We start from the raw sequence: 14,035 nt of genomic DNA on the forward strand, positions 1-14,035 counted from the left end.
TCGACCAAATTGGATTGACCGGACGGGCCGGGGCAGCAATGCTCCGGCCCGTTCACTTTTGGGGGACTGCATGAAAAGACTTGCCCCGCTTGCGCTTGCCGCAGGCCTCGCCGCATGTGCCACCTCGGGCACCGGAAACGAAACCGCCTCAGCGTCCAAGCCGGACAAGGAATGGACCACCCCCACGGGCCAGGACGGTAACGAGCCGTTCCCCAGCACCTACCGCCCCTATCCCGGACGCCCGACTGCGCTGGTCGGGGCGACCGTATTCGACGGCAAGGGCGGCAGGATCGATAACGGCACGGTCCTGTTCCGCGACGGCGAAGTCGTGGCGATCGGCGATGCCTCGCTTTCGACCGATGGCTACGACCGCGTCGATGCAGCGGGCAAGTACGTGACGCCGGGCATCATCGATATCCACTCGCATCTTGGCGATTATCCCAGTCCGAGCGTCGATGCACATTCGGACGGTAACGAGGCGACCAGCCCGACCACGCCCGAGGTATGGGCCGAACATTCGATCTGGCCGCAGGACCCCGGCTTCTCCCGCGCGCTCGCCAATGGCGGCGTGACCAGCCTCCAGATCCTGCCCGGCTCTGCGAACCTGATGGGCGGGCGCAGCTCCACCATCAAGAACGTGCCTGCGCGCACCGTTCAGGGAATGAAGTTCCCCGGCGCGCCCTATGGCTTCAAGATGGCCTGCGGTGAAAACCCCAAACGCGTCTATGGCGGCCGCGGGCGCATGCCCTCGACCCGCATGGGCAACTTCGCGGTCAACCGCCAGACCTGGCTCGATGCGCGCGCCTATGCCGAGGGTGACCGCGAGAAGCGCGACCTTGCCAAGGAAACGCTGGTCGGCGTGCTCGACGGCGATATCCTCGTCCACAACCACTGCTACCGCGCCGACGAAATGGCGCTGGTCATGGATATGGCCAAGGAGATGGGCTACAAGGTGTCCGCCTTCCACCACGCGGTCGAGGCCTACAAGATCGGCGATTTGCTGCGCGAAAACGGCGTGTGCAGCGCGATCTGGGCCGACTGGTACGGCTTCAAGATGGAAGCTTATGACGGCATCCTCGAAAACGCCGCCTATCTCCAGCGCGAGGACGCCTGCGTGGTCATCCATTCGGACGATGCGAACGGCATCCAGCGTTTGAACCAAGAAGCGGCCAAGGCACAGGCCGCAGGTCGCCGCGCCGGGATCGATATCCCCGATGCGACGGTGATTTCGTGGATCACCCTCAACCCCGCCAAGGCGATGGGCATCGACGCGATGACCGGCAGCCTCGAACCGGGCAAGATGGCCGATGTCGTGTTGTGGAACGGCGATCCACTATCCGTCTATTCGCGGCCCGAGAAGGTCTGGATCGATGGTGCGCTGATGTACGATTCCATGGACCGCAAGCGCCGTCCGGTGAGCGATTTCGAGCTCGGCCAGCCCGGTGAAGGAGATGTGAAATGAAGCGCCTCCTCGCACTTGCCGCCAGCGCAATCGCGCTTTCCGCCTCACCGCTTTCCGCGCAGGATTTCGTCATCGCCAACGCGACGCTGGCAACCGGTGACGGCAGCGAACCGATCGAAAACGGTGTCGTGATCGTCGATGACGGCAAGGTCGTTTACGCCGGGCCGATGTCGGGCGCAGGCTCCTTCGAAACCGACAGCGTCACCGATGTGAAGGGTGCCTGGGTAACGCCCGGCCTCTTCGCCACGGTCACCACGCTCGGCCTGTGGGATGTGGGCGCGGTGAGCGAATCGAACGATACGCGCGCCGGGGGTTCGCCCTTCAATGCCGCGCTCGACGTGTCGCGGGCGATCAATCCGGATTCGCAGCATATCAAGATCCACCGCGCTGCCGGGGTGACCCGCGCCGCGACGGTGCTGACCAATACCGGTTCGATCTTCGGCGGACAGGGCACGGTGATCGACCTCGGCGCCGATGCCGATCCGGTCACCACGCCGCGCGCTTTCCAGGTCGTGCACCTCGGCGAGAACGGGGCACGCCTTGCAGGCGGGAGCCGCGCTGCAACCTATGCCGAATTCGCCAATGCGCTGCGCGAGGCCCGCGATTTCGCCAATGGCCGCTGGGATGCGGAGAGCGCGATGCTCACCCGCGCCGATGCAGAGGCCCTGGTACCGGTCGTGAACGGCCGGCAGAAACTCTATGTCGCGGTCGAGCGTGCCTCGGATATCCGCGCCGTGCTTGGTCTCATGCGCGAGTATCGCTCGCTCGATCTGGTGCTGGTCGGCGCAAGCGAGGGCTGGCTGGTCGCTGACGAGATCGCAGCCGCCGGTGTCCCCGTGATTGCCGATGGCCTCGACGATCTGCCGCGCAGCTTCGAAGAGCTCGCCAGCACCCAATCGAACGTCGGCCGCATGGCAGCAGCGGGCGTGAAGGTGGCGATCAATGCTTCCGCGATGGAGAACCCGCGCAACCTCAACCAGTATGCCGGAAACCTCGTCGCGCTTACCCGCGTGCCCGGGGCCGGCGGATTGAGCTGGGGGCAGGCCTTCGCCGCGATCAGCTCGGTCCCGGCCGAGATCAGCCGGCTGGGTGGCCGCGCAGGATCGCTCGTGCCGGGTGCCGCTGGCGATATCGTGATCTGGGACGGCGATCCGCTTGAGGTCGGCTCGGTCCCGACGCAGGTCTATATCGACGGGGTTGCGCAACCGCTCGAAAACCATCAGAGCCGCCTGCGCGATCGCTACCGCGACCTCGACGAGAGCGACCTGCCCAAGGCATTCGACTGGTAAGGACCGACATACCGATGCGTTCGATGATACTCGCCCTCCTGGCGGCCTTTGCAGCTGTCGGTTTCCAGGCCGTTACCGCGCAGGACGAAAGCGGGCCAGACCGTTCGCAGGACCTTGCGTGGATGAACGCGCAGCAAGCCTATCTCGCCGGCCTCAAGGCAGAAGACGGCTGGTATTCGATGGATGGCGGACTGCGCTGGCGATATCTCGAATATGCCGGATCGGACGAGAAGCCGAGCATCGCCGACAGGGTGACCGTGCATTACGCGGGCACCTTCATCGACGGCGAGACCTTCGATTCCAGCTTCGACCGGGGCGAGCCGGCGACCTTCCCGCTGGGCCGCCTTATCAAGGCGTGGCAGATGGCGATCCCGCAGATGGGCGTCGGCGACACGATCGAGATCGCGGCGCCGGCGGACCTCGCCTATGGTCCCAGGGGCAAGGGGTCGATCCCGGGCGGGGCCACGCTGCTGTTCAAGGTCAAGCTGATCGGCATCGAAAGCAACTGAACGACATTTGCCGTCCGGGCGGCGTGTGATAGCTTTCCTCTACCGGGAGGGACCTATGACACCTTTGCTTGCGCTTCTTGCTGCTTCGATTGCCTTTGTCGGCACGCATTTCGCCCTGTCGCACCCGCTGAGAGCGCCGATCGTCTCCAAGCTGGGCGAGAACGGGTTCCGCGGCGTCTATTCACTGGTCGCGCTGGCGACCTTCGTCTGGGTGGTCATGAGCTTCCGCGCGGTTGGGCCGGGCGGTGCGCCCTTGTGGAACGGGATGGGCGACGGTGTCTGGATCGCGGCGACCATAATCATGCTTGTCGCTTCGGTGCTCTTGGCAGGCTCCTTCATCCGCAATCCGGCGATGCCCGCGCCGGGAGCTGAAAAGCTTGCTGCACAGGACCCCCATGGCGTCTTCAATATTACCCGCCATCCGATGATGTGGTCCTTTGCCCTTTGGGCAGCAGTACATATCCTGCTCAGCCCCACACCGCGCCAGTTCATTCTTGCCGGCGCGGTCGGCTTCCTCGCCCTGGTCGGCGCGCATATGCAGGACCGCAAGAAGGAGGTTCTGATGGGCGATGCCTGGGCGGGCTGGGAAGCGAAGACCAGCTACTGGCCGCGCTTCGGCGCGCTCCTGAAAGCCGGACCTGCGGCGTGGATCGGCGGCATTGTGATCTGGCTTCTGGCGACTTTCGGCCACATCCATGCCAACGGCATTCCCGCAGGCATCTGGCGCTGGGTCGGCTAGCTCAGGGGCGGTGTTTCGCCACGCGATTGTCCCGGCTACCGAAGCCAAAATCCCCGCGAACAGGGTCGCTCAGAGCCAATCGGGCATGCCCGGAACCGCGCCCGACCCTATCGCCCGGTGAACTTCGGCGCGCGCTTTTCGATCAATGCGTCGACACCTTCCATGTGATCCTGCGTCGAGTGCATCAGCGCCTGCGCATTGGCTGCCATCTCCAGCGCGGCGTCATAGGAGGTCGAGCGCCCCTGGCGCATCAGGTTCTTCGCCTGACGCAGGGCATGCGGAGGCATCGCAGCAACCTTGGCGGCGAGCGCATTGGCCTCTTCGAGCAGCGCATCATGCCCGACCACACGGCTGACCAGCCCCCATTCGAGCGCGGTCGGCGCGTCAATCACATCGCCGGTGTAGAATAGCTCCGCCGCGCGCGCTTCGCCGATGATGCGCGGCAGAATCCACGTGCCGCCATCTCCCGGAATGATGCCCAGCTTGAGGAAGGTGACGCCGAACTTGGCCTTGTCGCTCGCAATCCGCATATCGGCGAGGCAGGCGAGGTCGCAGCCAAGTCCGATGGCCGGGCCATTGACCGCCGCGATCAGGGGCACCCGCAGTGAATAGAGCGCGCGCAGGATCTTGTGGATGTTGTTGCGATAGCCATCGGCGATCTCGGGTGCGGTGCCGCCGAAATTGCCGGTCTTCTCCTTCATCGCCTTGATGTCGCCACCGGCAGAGAAAGCGCGCCCGGCCCCTGTCAGGATCACGCAGCGCACACCCATGTCGGCGTTGATCGCATCGCAGGCCGCCGCAAATGCATCCCCGTCACCGGCAGCCCCGAGCGGGTTCATGCTGTCCGGGCGGTTCAGCGTGAGGGTCGTAACATGTTCGGCAGTGTCGATGGTCAGGAGGGTCATTCGGTCACGCTTTCGCTCGGGATTGTATGGAGGAAGGATAACACCGCTTCTTCCGCCTCGTCATGCCAGGCAAGATCGTGGCCCTTGCCGGGATAGATCACCAGTTTCGCATCGCGGCGCACCTGAGCAAGCTGGCGGGTGTGGGCATGCGGGATCACCCGATCGGCGTCTCCGTGGAGGAGCAGGACCGGCGCTTCGACCGCGCCGATCTTCTCGATATTCTCGTAGCGATGCCGCAGGAACATGCTGGTCGGAAACCATCGGATCTTCTCGGCTACCAGCTGGCGCATGCTTGCAAAGGGGCTGATCAGGACGAGCGCCCGTGGTCCGGTTTCCGCTGCGAGATGCGTCGCTACGCCCGAGCCGATGGAGTTGCCGATGATGACGATATCGTCGGCGGATATGCCGCGGCGCGCAAGGAAGGCGATGGCCGCCCGCCCATCGAGATAGAGACCTTCCTCGCTGAGTGTACCGGGATTGCCGCGATAGCCGCGATATTCGGCTGCGAGCACGCCATAGCCAGCCGGCACCAGCCGGTCGGTCGCGACCACGCTCGAAACCCAGTCGGCTCCATTGCCGTGAAAATAGACGATGGTCGGTTTGTCGGCTTCCGCCTCGCGATAACCCGCCGAAATGGCGAGCCCGTCATCGGTCGGGTAGCTAATCTCTTCAAAGCCACCCGTCGTCGGACCGACCGTTTGGGGCGCCGGATAGATCAGCCGCTCCTGCTGGCTCCAGAGGATCGCCAGCAGGACGAGATACAGGGTAAAGGCGAGGCCGACGATCCACATCATGATGCGGATCGGTCGGCTCAAGCCCGCGCTTCTTCCACGCCGGTGCTGTTGTGGCGCAGTGCGCTCAGCACCTTGTCGACGATCTGCGGGGCGTTGAGACCCGCCTCGTCATACTGCTTGGCGGGATCGTCCTGGTCCTGGAACACATCGGGAAGGCGCATTGTGCGAACCTTCAGCCCGGTGTCGGTCAGCCCTTCGTCCGATGCGAAGGTCAGCACATGTGCGCCGAGACCGCCGATCGCACCTTCCTCGACAGTGACCACGACCTCGTGGCTGCGCATCAGCTTCTCGATGAGGTCGGTGTCGAGCGGCTTGGCAAAGCGCATGTCGGCAACCGTGGTCGACAGGCCCTTGGCCTCGAGCTGGTCGGCAGCCTTCTTCGCCTCTTCGAGGCGCGCGCCCAATGACAGGATCGCGACCTTGGTGCCTTCGCGCACGATACGGCCCTTGCCGATTTCGAGCTTTTCCAGCTTCTCCGGAATTGCGACGCCCGTGCCGCTCCCGCGCGGGTAGCGGAAAGCGATCGGGCCATCGTCATATTCGGCGGCGGTGTAGGTCATGTGGGCCAGCTCCGCCTCGTCGGCAGCGGCCATCACCACCATGTTCGGCAGGGTCGCGAGATAGGTGATGTCGAAAGAGCCGGCATGCGTGCAGCCGTCGGCGCCCACCAGACCGGCGCGGTCGATGGCGAAGCGCACGGGCAGGTTCTGGATCGCCACGTCGTGCACGACCTGGTCGTAGGCGCGCTGGAGGAAGGTCGAATAGATCGCGGCGAAGGGACGCATGCCTTCTGCGGCCAGACCGGCGGCAAAGGTCACGCCATGCTGTTCGGCGATACCGACGTCGAAAGCCTTGTCGGGATGGGCCTGGGCGAACTTGTCGACGCCTGTACCGCTCGGCATGGCGGCGGTGATGGCGCAGATGCGCGGATCGTCATTGGCGATCTTCGCCAGCGTTTCGCCGAAGACGTTTTGGTAGGCAGGCGGTCCGCCCTTCGATTTCTTCTGCTCGCCGGTGACGACGTCGAACTTGGCGACGCCGTGATATTTGTCGGCGCTGTTTTCGGCCGGCGCGTAGCCCTTGCCCTTCTTGGTGACGACATGGATCAGGACCGGGCCCTGTTCACTATCGCGCACATTCTCGAGGACCGGGATGAGGTGGTCGAGGTTATGCCCGTCGATCGGGCCGACGTAATAAAAGCCGAGTTCCTCGAACAGAGTGCCCCCGGTGACCATTCCGCGGGCATATTCCTCGGCCTTTTCGAGGCCGTCATGCACCTTGCGGCTGAGCTTCTTCGACAAGCGCGAGGCAAGGCTGCGAAGGCCGAGATATTCGCTGCTCGAAACGGTACGCGCGAGATAGGCCGACAGGCCGCCGACCGGAGGCGCGATCGACATGTCGTTGTCGTTGAGGATCACGATCAGGCGATTTCCCGCCTGTTCGGCATTGTTCATCGCCTCATAGGCCATGCCCGCGCTCATTGCGCCGTCGCCGATGACGGCGATGCCGCGTCCAGGGCGGTCCTGCATCTTGTTGGCCATGGCGAAACCGAGCGCCGCGCTGATCGAGGTCGAGCTGTGCGCTGCGCCGAAGGGATCGTATTCGCTCTCCGCGCGCTTGGTGAAGCCGGACAGGCCCCCTCCCTGGCGCAGGGTGCGGATACGGTCGCGGCGACCGGTCAGGATCTTGTGGGGGTAGCACTGGTGGCCAACGTCCCACACCAGCTTGTCGGTCGGCGTATCGAACACGTAGTGAATCGCCGCAGTCAGTTCGACGACGCCGAGGCCCGAACCGAGGTGCCCCCCGGTCGTGCCGACGGCATCGATCATCTCTGCGCGCAGCTCGTCGGAGAGCTGGCGAAGCTGGCTTTTGTCGAGCTTTCGAAGGTCGGCGGGGGTGTCGACCGTGTCAAGCAGGGGCGTCTTTGGGCGTTCACTCATACGAATGCCTTACACGCGGTTTTCCGAACTGTCGATGAACGGTTTATCGCTGAAAATACACGCTTGGGCGCAGCCTACGCCGCGCAATCGTCACACAGGCCGCGCAGTTCGACCACCGGACGGACATCGGTAAAGCCCGCGTCCTTGCCAGCATCGCGCAGCGCGCCGGTGACGCGCTCGTCGTCGATATGGGTAGCCTTCCCGCAATCGTCGCAGATCAGGAAGATGCAATCGTGGCGGCAGCCCGGGTGCGTGTTGACCAGATAGGCGTTCGCGCTCTCGATCCGGTTCGCAAGATTGGTGCGCACGAACAGGTCGAGGATGCGATAGACGCTGTTGGGCGCAACGCGCTTGCCGCGCGCTGCTGAGAGATTGTCGGCGATATCGTAGGCGCTGGCGGGCTTTTCGTGCCGCGCGAGTTCCTCGAACACCGACTGGCGCATGCCCGTCCACTGTTCTCCGGAATCGGTGAGCGTGATGCGGGCTGCGTCGATCAGATCGTCGCCCGAATGTTCCTTATGCGCGTGCGAGTGTCCTGCCATGCGAAAGAGGTAGGATCACACGGCGATGCGCGCAAGTCAGTTGCGGCGGAACTCGGCGCGGTAGAGCGAGGGGTAGAGACGCTTGAGCGCAGCGACCTTCGGCGCGTCCCAGCGCACGATATAGCCGTGGCGCGGGTTCTTGTCGGCAAAGTCCTGGTGATAGGTCTCCGCAGCGTAGAAGGTGCGGGCCGGTTCGATGCTGGTGACGATGGGCTTGTCCCACAGCCCGCTTTTCTTCAGCTGGGCGAGATAGGAGGCAGCGACGCGGCGCTGCTCGGCCGATACCGGGATCAGTTCGGCATTGTAATGCGCGCCCCGATCCGGGCCCTGGCGGTTCTTGAGCGTCGGATCGATCACGACCGAAAAGAAGATCTGCAGCAGCTGGTCATAGCGCACCACCTTGGGGTCGTAGGTGACCTTCACCGTCTCGACATGGTCGGTCACGCCCGAGGAGACGAGCTTGTAGTCCGCCTGGCGCTTGGTGCCGCCGTGATAGCCGGAGACCGCGCTGGTAACGCCCTTGGTATGGCTGAAGACAGCCTCCACGCCCCAGAAGCAGCCGCCTGCGAAAATGGCGGTCTTGAGACCGGTGCCCTCGTTCGCCTTGCGCGCGGCAACAGGTGCCTCGACCACCTTCTCGGCGGCGAAAGCGGGCTGCTGGCAGGCGGTGGTCGTAGCCAGAGCGCCTGCGGCAAGGAGGAGGGCTAAGCGCTTCATCAGACGATCGCGGCCACGGCGGAGACGATTTCCGCGCCGTTCGAAAAGGCGACAATGATGGCGCCGGCGAAAAATCCGATGCCGAAATTGCGATAAAGGTCTGGGGTAAAGAGGCTCATGTTGTGTTCTTTCGTGGGAATACCCCACGTGGTTACACGCCGCCCAATTGCAACGTGCTGAATACGATGGTTGTGAACGGTTCAGCCGATCAGTCGGCCCCTCCGAAGCTCGGCCAGCCGATTAGTGCCGGAAGTGTCGCATTCCGGTAAACACCATGGCGAGATTCTGCTCGTCCGCCGCAGCGATCACTTCCTCGTCGCGGATCGACCCGCCCGGCTGGATGATCGCGGTCGCACCCGCTTCGGCCGCGGCCAGCAGGCCGTCGGCGAAGGGGAAGAATGCGTCCGAGGCAACCGCGCTGCCGACTGCGCGGCTCTGCTCCCAGCCGTACTTCTCGGCGGCTTCTGCGGCCTTGATGGCAGCGATCCGCGACGAATCGCGGCGGTTCATCTGGCCCGCGCCGATGCCCGCGGTCGCACCGTCCTTGGCATAGACGATCGCGTTCGACTTCACGTGACGCGCAACGGTCCAGGCGAAGAGGCAGTCCTTCAGTTCCTGCTGCGTCGGTTCGCGCTTGGTGACGACCTTGAGGTCGGCTTTGGTGATCGCGCCGTTGTCGCGCGTCTGGACCAGCAGGCCGCCGGTGATCGGCTTGACCATCAGCCCGCCGCGGCGCGGGTCGGGCAGGTCGCCGGTGACGAGCAGGCGCAAATTCTTCTTCTTGGCGAAGGCTTCGCGCGCCTCGTCCGAAACCGAAGGGGCGATCACGACTTCGGTGAAGATCTCGCAGATTGCCCGTGCTGTCTCACCGTCGAGCTCGGTGTTCACCGCCACGATGCCGCCGAAGGCCGACACGCTGTCGCATGCCAATGCCTCGTTCCATGCCTCGATCAGGCTCGAGCCTTGCGCCACACCGCAGGGGTTGGCGTGCTTGACGATGACCACCGCCGGTTCGCCGCCGGCGAATTCCGCGCAAAGTTCGAGCGCGGCGTCGGCATCGTTGTAATTGTTGTAGCTGAGTTCCTTGCCCTGCAGCTGCTCGGCCTGCGCGATGCCTCTGCCGTGCGGGCCGCTGGGCGTGTAGAGCGCCGCCTTCTGGTGCGGGTTCTCGCCATAGCGCAGCTCGACCGGTGCCTTGCCATTGACCGCGAGGAAATCGGGGAAGGTCTGCTGCTGGTCGGCGAAGGCGAACCATTGGCTGATCATCGAATCGTAAGCCGCAGTCGCCGCGAAAGCCTTGGCCGCGCACTTGCGACGGAAGTCGAGCGAGGTCGCACCGGTCGCATCGAGTTCGCTCACCAGCGTGTCGTAATCGGCGGGGTCGGTGACGATGGTGACGAAGGCATGGTTCTTGGCCGCGCTGCGCACCATGCTGGGACCGCCGATGTCGATATTCTCGATGATCTCGTCGCGCTCGGCGCCGCGCATCACGGTGGCTTCGAAGGGATAGAGGTTCACGACCACGAGATCGATTGCGCCGATCGCGTGCTCTTCCATGGCAGCGGCATGTTCGGGATTGTCGCGCACGGCCAGCAGGCCTCCGTGGACCATCGGGTGCAGCGTCTTCACGCGGCCGTCCATCATTTCGGGAAAGCCGGTGAGGTCGGAGACGTCCTTCACCTCGAGGCCCGCTTCGCGCAGCGCCTTCGCGGTACCGCCGGTCGACACCAGCTCCACGCCCTTGGCGGCCAATGCCTTGCCCAGTTCAACCAAACCGCTCTTGTCGGACACCGAGAGAAGCGCCCGCTTGATCGCCACATCTGCCATTGAAACTTCTATCCCATTTTCTTGAACAGCCAGGGGAAGCGTTCCCCGCTGCGAGCGGCCATGCCTTCGACCACGATCTGCTGCACCTCATGGGGACGGCCGTGGCCATCGACCCACAGCGAATCCTCGAGCGTGCAGTGCGCCTCGCCGCTAGTGCCTGCGAGGCGAAATTGCCAGTAGCTTGCGTCGGGCAGGGCAAGGTGCACACCATGCCCGTCATCGCTCACCCGCGCTTCGATCCCGCGGCCGAGATGGAAGCGCATGGCGAAGCCGATCTTGCCGCGCTTGCCCTTGCGGGTAGACGGTTCGAGCACGTCTTCCCCGCGCAGCTCCCCGCCATCGTCCGACAGGATCAGGATGCGGCGATGGAGCAGGCCGAAGCGCGCGCCATAGCCATTATGTACGGCCTCGAACCTGGTCGCCTTGCGCGCGCCCTGCTTGATCGTCTCGCGGGAGAAATCGACTTCCTCGACACCCTTGCCGACCTGCCCGTGCAGGAGGACGGCGGTGGAGTTAGTTTCTTCCAGCACCAGCGTCGAGTGGGCAGAGGTTCCGCGCAGCCCCTGTTCGATCCGCGCCGGGACCAACGCGCCTGCAAGCTCTGCACCACCGCAATTGACGATGATCCGCTGCGCGCGATGCGAGAATTCGAAGGCCAGCGTGGAGGCGCAGGCATGGCGGGCATGGCGCGGCTTGGGCGGCGGAGCAGCGTCGAAGACCAGAACGCCTTCCTTGCCGCGAATGCGCTGGTAACCCCAATGCCGCGATTCCAGCATCGGGCGGCTGCGCACGCCGCTGGCGGTCACGAGCGAGTCGAGCGCCTCCTCGCTCATCGCGGCAGAGCCGTGCCAGCTGCCGAGCCCCCGATCGCCCATGCGCAGCGAAAGAAGCGCGGGCACGAGCAGGCCCAGGATCGATTCGATGCCCTGCGGCGGCTCGCGGTTCACGGCGGCATAGCAGGCGCGCAGGTCGATCAGCAGCGCAATCGCTTCAGCCTGCGCGCTCGGGCTGCGAGACAGCACGCCGCCATCGTCGCTGACCAGTTCGCCCAGCGAGCGCAGCAGCCCTGCCTCGCCATAGAGGCGGCGCGGCTTGCCATCGGGCATGAGGAGGCCTGCGGCAGTAATCGCCGCCCAACCGCAAACCTGTGCCAGTCGATCATTCTCACTCGCCACCTGCCGGTCGAGCCACCGCGCGGTGGTCTCCATCGCCTCGAGCATGGCGGGCTTGTGCTTCTCGCCCTCGCCGATGAGCAGGATCGGTGCGTGGACCAGCCAGTTGAGCAACCTCAGCCCGGCCAGCTCGACGCTCCAGGCCGGCCCCTTGCCGACCTGCGGATTGGCCTTGAGCCATGCAGCAAAGATCGGACCCGCCGTCCCAGCGCATTGCGCGCGGGTGGCGCAGGACGAGAGATCGCGCATCCACAGGAAGCCGTGCACCGCCCGCACGAAGGGCGGGGTGAGCTTGGACGGCGAGTTGTAATCGATCTTGTCGAGCGGCGCCTTGAGCCCGGCAACCTGCATCTGTCCCGCACGCAGCGAAATCCCCGCGATGCGATCACCTGCCAGCGGCGTCTCGACCGTGCCAAGCAGGCGCGGCTTTGCCGGCTTGCGCAAGGGTGCCGCGAGGATCGGGCCCGGGATGCCGAGCCGGTAGCCCCAGCGCATGACGCTTTCGATCGGACCAGTGCGCGGCAGGGCGAAATCGGCAGGCACAAGCGCGCGGGCAGGCTCCAGCGGCTCGGGCTCGGCATCATTGGCCGGAGGCGGAACGGGCTTGGGCTGCGGCGCTGGTTTTTGCAGGGCTTCGACCGCAGGCTCCTCGGCCTGAACCTCGGGCTCGTCGTCCTCGACAACGTGGGGTTCGGGGTCGTCGAACAGGGGCAGCGCGACCTGCATTTCGTCGGCCGCGTCCTCGCGCGCCGCGTTCAGCAGGTCGGAGTGCCCCTCGCTCATCCCTGACCCTTCAGCGAGTCTTCGTTTGCGCTACCGCCATGCTGCTTGAGCGCAGCGATATTGCTCGCATATTTCTCCGGCCCGCCACGGAAGGTGGCCGAGCCCGCGACCAGCACATCGGCGCCCGCATCGACACACAGCGGCGCGGTGGTCGGATCGACGCCGCCATCTACTTCGAGCCGGATGTCCTTGCCGCATTGATCGATCATCTTGCGGATCGCCTCGATCTTGCGGAGCTGCGAATGGATGAAGCTCTGCCCGCCGAAACCGGGATTGACGCTCATCACCAGCACAAGGTCCACTTCCTCAATCAAATAATCGAGCATCTTGGCGGGCGTGCCCGGGTTGAGCACCACGCCGGCCTTCTTGCCAAGGTTCCTGATCGCCTGCAGCGTGCGGTGGATGTGCGGCCCCGCTTCGGGATGCACGGTAATGATATCCGCACCCGCTTCTGCGAAAGCTTCGAGATAGGGATCGACCGGCGCGATCATCAGGTGGACGTCGAAGGTCTTCTTCGTGTGCGGCCTGAGCGCCTTCACCACCGCCGGACCGATGGTGATGTTGGGCACGTAATGGCCGTCCATCACATCGATGTGGATCCAGTCGGCACCCGCTTCGTCGACGGCGCGCACCTCTTCACCAAGGCGCGCGAAATCGGCCGAAAGGATCGAGGGGGAAATAAGCGGAGCAGTCATGCAGGAGCCACCTTGGCGCGGGGACGGAAAGCTGCGCGGTGAAATACCCGTCTCCGCCGAGCCTCCACAAGCTTATGCGCAGGCTTATCCACGAACGATCGGGCTTGGATTGCATTAAGGGCAACGCTAGGAGGACGGTCATGGCCGCCATCCGCAAATGCACCGGGAATTTCGTTGCGACGCAGGTCGACGAGGAGATCCTGATAGTGGACCTCGAGGGGGGTGAGCTGTTTTCCCTTACGGGAACGGCAAAGGCGGTGTGGCAGGCGATCGACGGGCAGCGCAGCGAGGAAGAGATCGCGCGCCAGATGGCCCAGCTTTATGAAGCCGATCCGCAGGTGATTTCGGGCGATGTCGCCGGCCTCCTCGGCCAGTTCGAGGACGCCGCCCTGATCGAGCGGGGGCAGCACAAGCCGCTTTGACCTTGGCAGGCGGTTTGTTAGGGTGCGCACAGAAGGATTGCTGACATGAAGACGACTGACAACAAAGCACAAGGCCAAAAGCCGCAATGGGAAAAACCCGCACTGGTCCGTCTCGGCACGATCCGCGATATCGCCCAGGGCCCCATTCCGCTCGACCAGGCAAACAACAACAAGAAATCCTGAAACAGCGCGCCTATGCGTAGGCCGATATGATTGCGTTCTGGCATGCATCGCACGGC

General features: G+C 64.6%; 14 protein-coding genes. 6 read left to right on the plus strand and 8 right to left on the minus strand.

The window, feature by feature from the left end; all coding sequences use genetic code 11:
* Positions 1-70: 70 nt before the first annotated feature.
* The 4 genes from K3136_RS07900 to K3136_RS07915 are packed head-to-tail and all read left to right on the plus strand — an operon-like array spanning position 71 to position 3,999.
* Positions 71-1,462 (plus strand): amidohydrolase, encoded by a 1,392-nt coding sequence (locus K3136_RS07900; RefSeq protein ID WP_221429802.1) that lies wholly within the window; start codon positions 71-73, stop codon positions 1,460-1,462.
* Entirely contained in the window at positions 1,459-2,751 is a 1,293-nt protein-coding gene (locus K3136_RS07905) for an amidohydrolase family protein (protein ID WP_221429803.1), read from the plus strand. Before K3136_RS07900 ends, K3136_RS07905 begins: the two co-directional genes overlap by 4 nt.
* 23 nt (positions 2,752-2,774) lie before the next feature.
* On the plus strand, positions 2,775-3,260 hold the full coding sequence (locus tag K3136_RS07910) for an FKBP-type peptidyl-prolyl cis-trans isomerase (protein ID WP_221429804.1): 486 nt from the start codon (positions 2,775-2,777) through the stop codon (positions 3,258-3,260).
* A 55-nt stretch (positions 3,261-3,315) separates the two neighbouring features.
* On the plus strand, positions 3,316-3,999 hold the full coding sequence (locus tag K3136_RS07915) for an NnrU family protein (protein WP_221429805.1): 684 nt from the start codon (positions 3,316-3,318) through the stop codon (positions 3,997-3,999).
* Positions 4,000-4,106: 107 nt separating this feature from the next.
* Here K3136_RS07915 and K3136_RS07920 read toward each other — a convergent pair whose 3' ends face one another.
* The 8 genes from K3136_RS07920 to rpe form a co-directional block, all read right to left on the minus strand.
* The gene (locus tag K3136_RS07920) at positions 4,107-4,904 is read right to left on the minus strand and encodes a crotonase/enoyl-CoA hydratase family protein (RefSeq protein ID WP_221429806.1); all 798 of its coding nucleotides are present in this window, start codon (positions 4,902-4,904) and stop codon (positions 4,107-4,109) included.
* Positions 4,901-5,719 (minus strand): alpha/beta hydrolase, encoded by an 819-nt coding sequence (locus K3136_RS07925; RefSeq protein WP_221429807.1) that lies wholly within the window; start codon positions 5,717-5,719, stop codon positions 4,901-4,903. The genes K3136_RS07920 and K3136_RS07925 overlap by 4 nt, the downstream gene beginning before the upstream one ends.
* Positions 5,716-7,638 (minus strand): 1-deoxy-D-xylulose-5-phosphate synthase, encoded by a 1,923-nt coding sequence (dxs, locus tag K3136_RS07930; protein WP_221429808.1) that lies wholly within the window; start codon positions 7,636-7,638, stop codon positions 5,716-5,718. The genes K3136_RS07925 and dxs overlap by 4 nt, the downstream gene beginning before the upstream one ends.
* 74 nt (positions 7,639-7,712) lie before the next feature.
* Entirely contained in the window at positions 7,713-8,180 is a 468-nt protein-coding gene (locus K3136_RS07935) for a Fur family transcriptional regulator (protein WP_221429809.1), read from the minus strand.
* A 36-nt stretch (positions 8,181-8,216) separates the two neighbouring features.
* Positions 8,217-8,897, minus strand: coding sequence for a peptide-methionine (S)-S-oxide reductase MsrA (msrA, locus tag K3136_RS07940; protein WP_221429810.1), 681 nt, complete (start codon positions 8,895-8,897; stop codon positions 8,217-8,219).
* A 240-nt stretch (positions 8,898-9,137) separates the two neighbouring features.
* Entirely contained in the window at positions 9,138-10,724 is a 1,587-nt protein-coding gene (gene purH / locus K3136_RS07945; protein ID WP_221429811.1) for a bifunctional phosphoribosylaminoimidazolecarboxamide formyltransferase/IMP cyclohydrolase, read from the minus strand.
* Between the two features lie 8 nt (positions 10,725-10,732).
* Complete coding sequence (locus tag K3136_RS07950) at positions 10,733-12,679, minus strand: heparinase II/III family protein (RefSeq protein WP_221429812.1); 1,947 nt, start codon at positions 12,677-12,679, stop codon at positions 10,733-10,735.
* Positions 12,676-13,374 (minus strand): ribulose-phosphate 3-epimerase, encoded by a 699-nt coding sequence (gene rpe / locus K3136_RS07955; RefSeq protein WP_221429813.1) that lies wholly within the window; start codon positions 13,372-13,374, stop codon positions 12,676-12,678. The genes K3136_RS07950 and rpe overlap by 4 nt, the downstream gene beginning before the upstream one ends.
* Before the next feature lie 140 nt (positions 13,375-13,514).
* Between rpe and K3136_RS07960 the strand changes: the two genes are divergently transcribed.
* Complete coding sequence (locus tag K3136_RS07960) at positions 13,515-13,796, plus strand: PqqD family protein (protein ID WP_221429814.1); 282 nt, start codon at positions 13,515-13,517, stop codon at positions 13,794-13,796.
* 45 nt (positions 13,797-13,841) lie between these two features.
* Positions 13,842-13,979, plus strand: coding sequence for a hypothetical protein (locus K3136_RS07965; protein WP_221429815.1), 138 nt, complete (start codon positions 13,842-13,844; stop codon positions 13,977-13,979).
* Positions 13,980-14,035: the final 56 nt, after the last annotated feature.

It is taken from the genome of Qipengyuania gelatinilytica (assembly GCF_019711315.1).
Classification (GTDB): Bacteria; Pseudomonadota; Alphaproteobacteria; order Sphingomonadales; family Sphingomonadaceae; genus Qipengyuania; species Qipengyuania gelatinilytica.

What these genes read in the sequence shown, in the direction of transcription:
- K3136_RS07900 (WP_221429802.1), top strand. Translation starts at nt 71, where the DNA reads ATGAAAAGACTTGCCCCGCTTGCGCTTGCCGCAGGCCTCGCCGCATGT.
- K3136_RS07905 (WP_221429803.1), top strand. Translation starts at nt 1,459, where the DNA reads ATGAAGCGCCTCCTCGCACTTGCCGCCAGCGCAATCGCGCTTTCCGCC.
- K3136_RS07910 (WP_221429804.1), top strand. Translation starts at nt 2,775, where the DNA reads ATGATACTCGCCCTCCTGGCGGCCTTTGCAGCTGTCGGTTTCCAGGCC.
- K3136_RS07915 (WP_221429805.1), top strand. Translation starts at nt 3,316, where the DNA reads ATGACACCTTTGCTTGCGCTTCTTGCTGCTTCGATTGCCTTTGTCGGC.
- K3136_RS07920 (WP_221429806.1), bottom strand. Translation starts at nt 4,904, where the DNA reads ATGACCCTCCTGACCATCGACACTGCCGAACATGTTACGACCCTCACG.
- dxs (WP_221429808.1), bottom strand. Translation starts at nt 7,638, where the DNA reads ATGAGTGAACGCCCAAAGACGCCCCTGCTTGACACGGTCGACACCCCC.
- K3136_RS07935 (WP_221429809.1), bottom strand. Translation starts at nt 8,180, where the DNA reads ATGGCAGGACACTCGCACGCGCATAAGGAACATTCGGGCGACGATCTG.
- msrA (WP_221429810.1), bottom strand. Translation starts at nt 8,897, where the DNA reads ATGAAGCGCTTAGCCCTCCTCCTTGCCGCAGGCGCTCTGGCTACGACC.
- purH (WP_221429811.1), bottom strand. Translation starts at nt 10,724, where the DNA reads ATGGCAGATGTGGCGATCAAGCGGGCGCTTCTCTCGGTGTCCGACAAG.
- K3136_RS07950 (WP_221429812.1), bottom strand. Translation starts at nt 12,679, where the DNA reads ATGAGCGAGGGGCACTCCGACCTGCTGAACGCGGCGCGCGAGGACGCG.
- rpe (WP_221429813.1), bottom strand. Translation starts at nt 13,374, where the DNA reads ATGACTGCTCCGCTTATTTCCCCCTCGATCCTTTCGGCCGATTTCGCG.
- K3136_RS07960 (WP_221429814.1), top strand. Translation starts at nt 13,515, where the DNA reads ATGGCCGCCATCCGCAAATGCACCGGGAATTTCGTTGCGACGCAGGTC.
- K3136_RS07965 (WP_221429815.1), top strand. Translation starts at nt 13,842, where the DNA reads ATGAAGACGACTGACAACAAAGCACAAGGCCAAAAGCCGCAATGGGAA.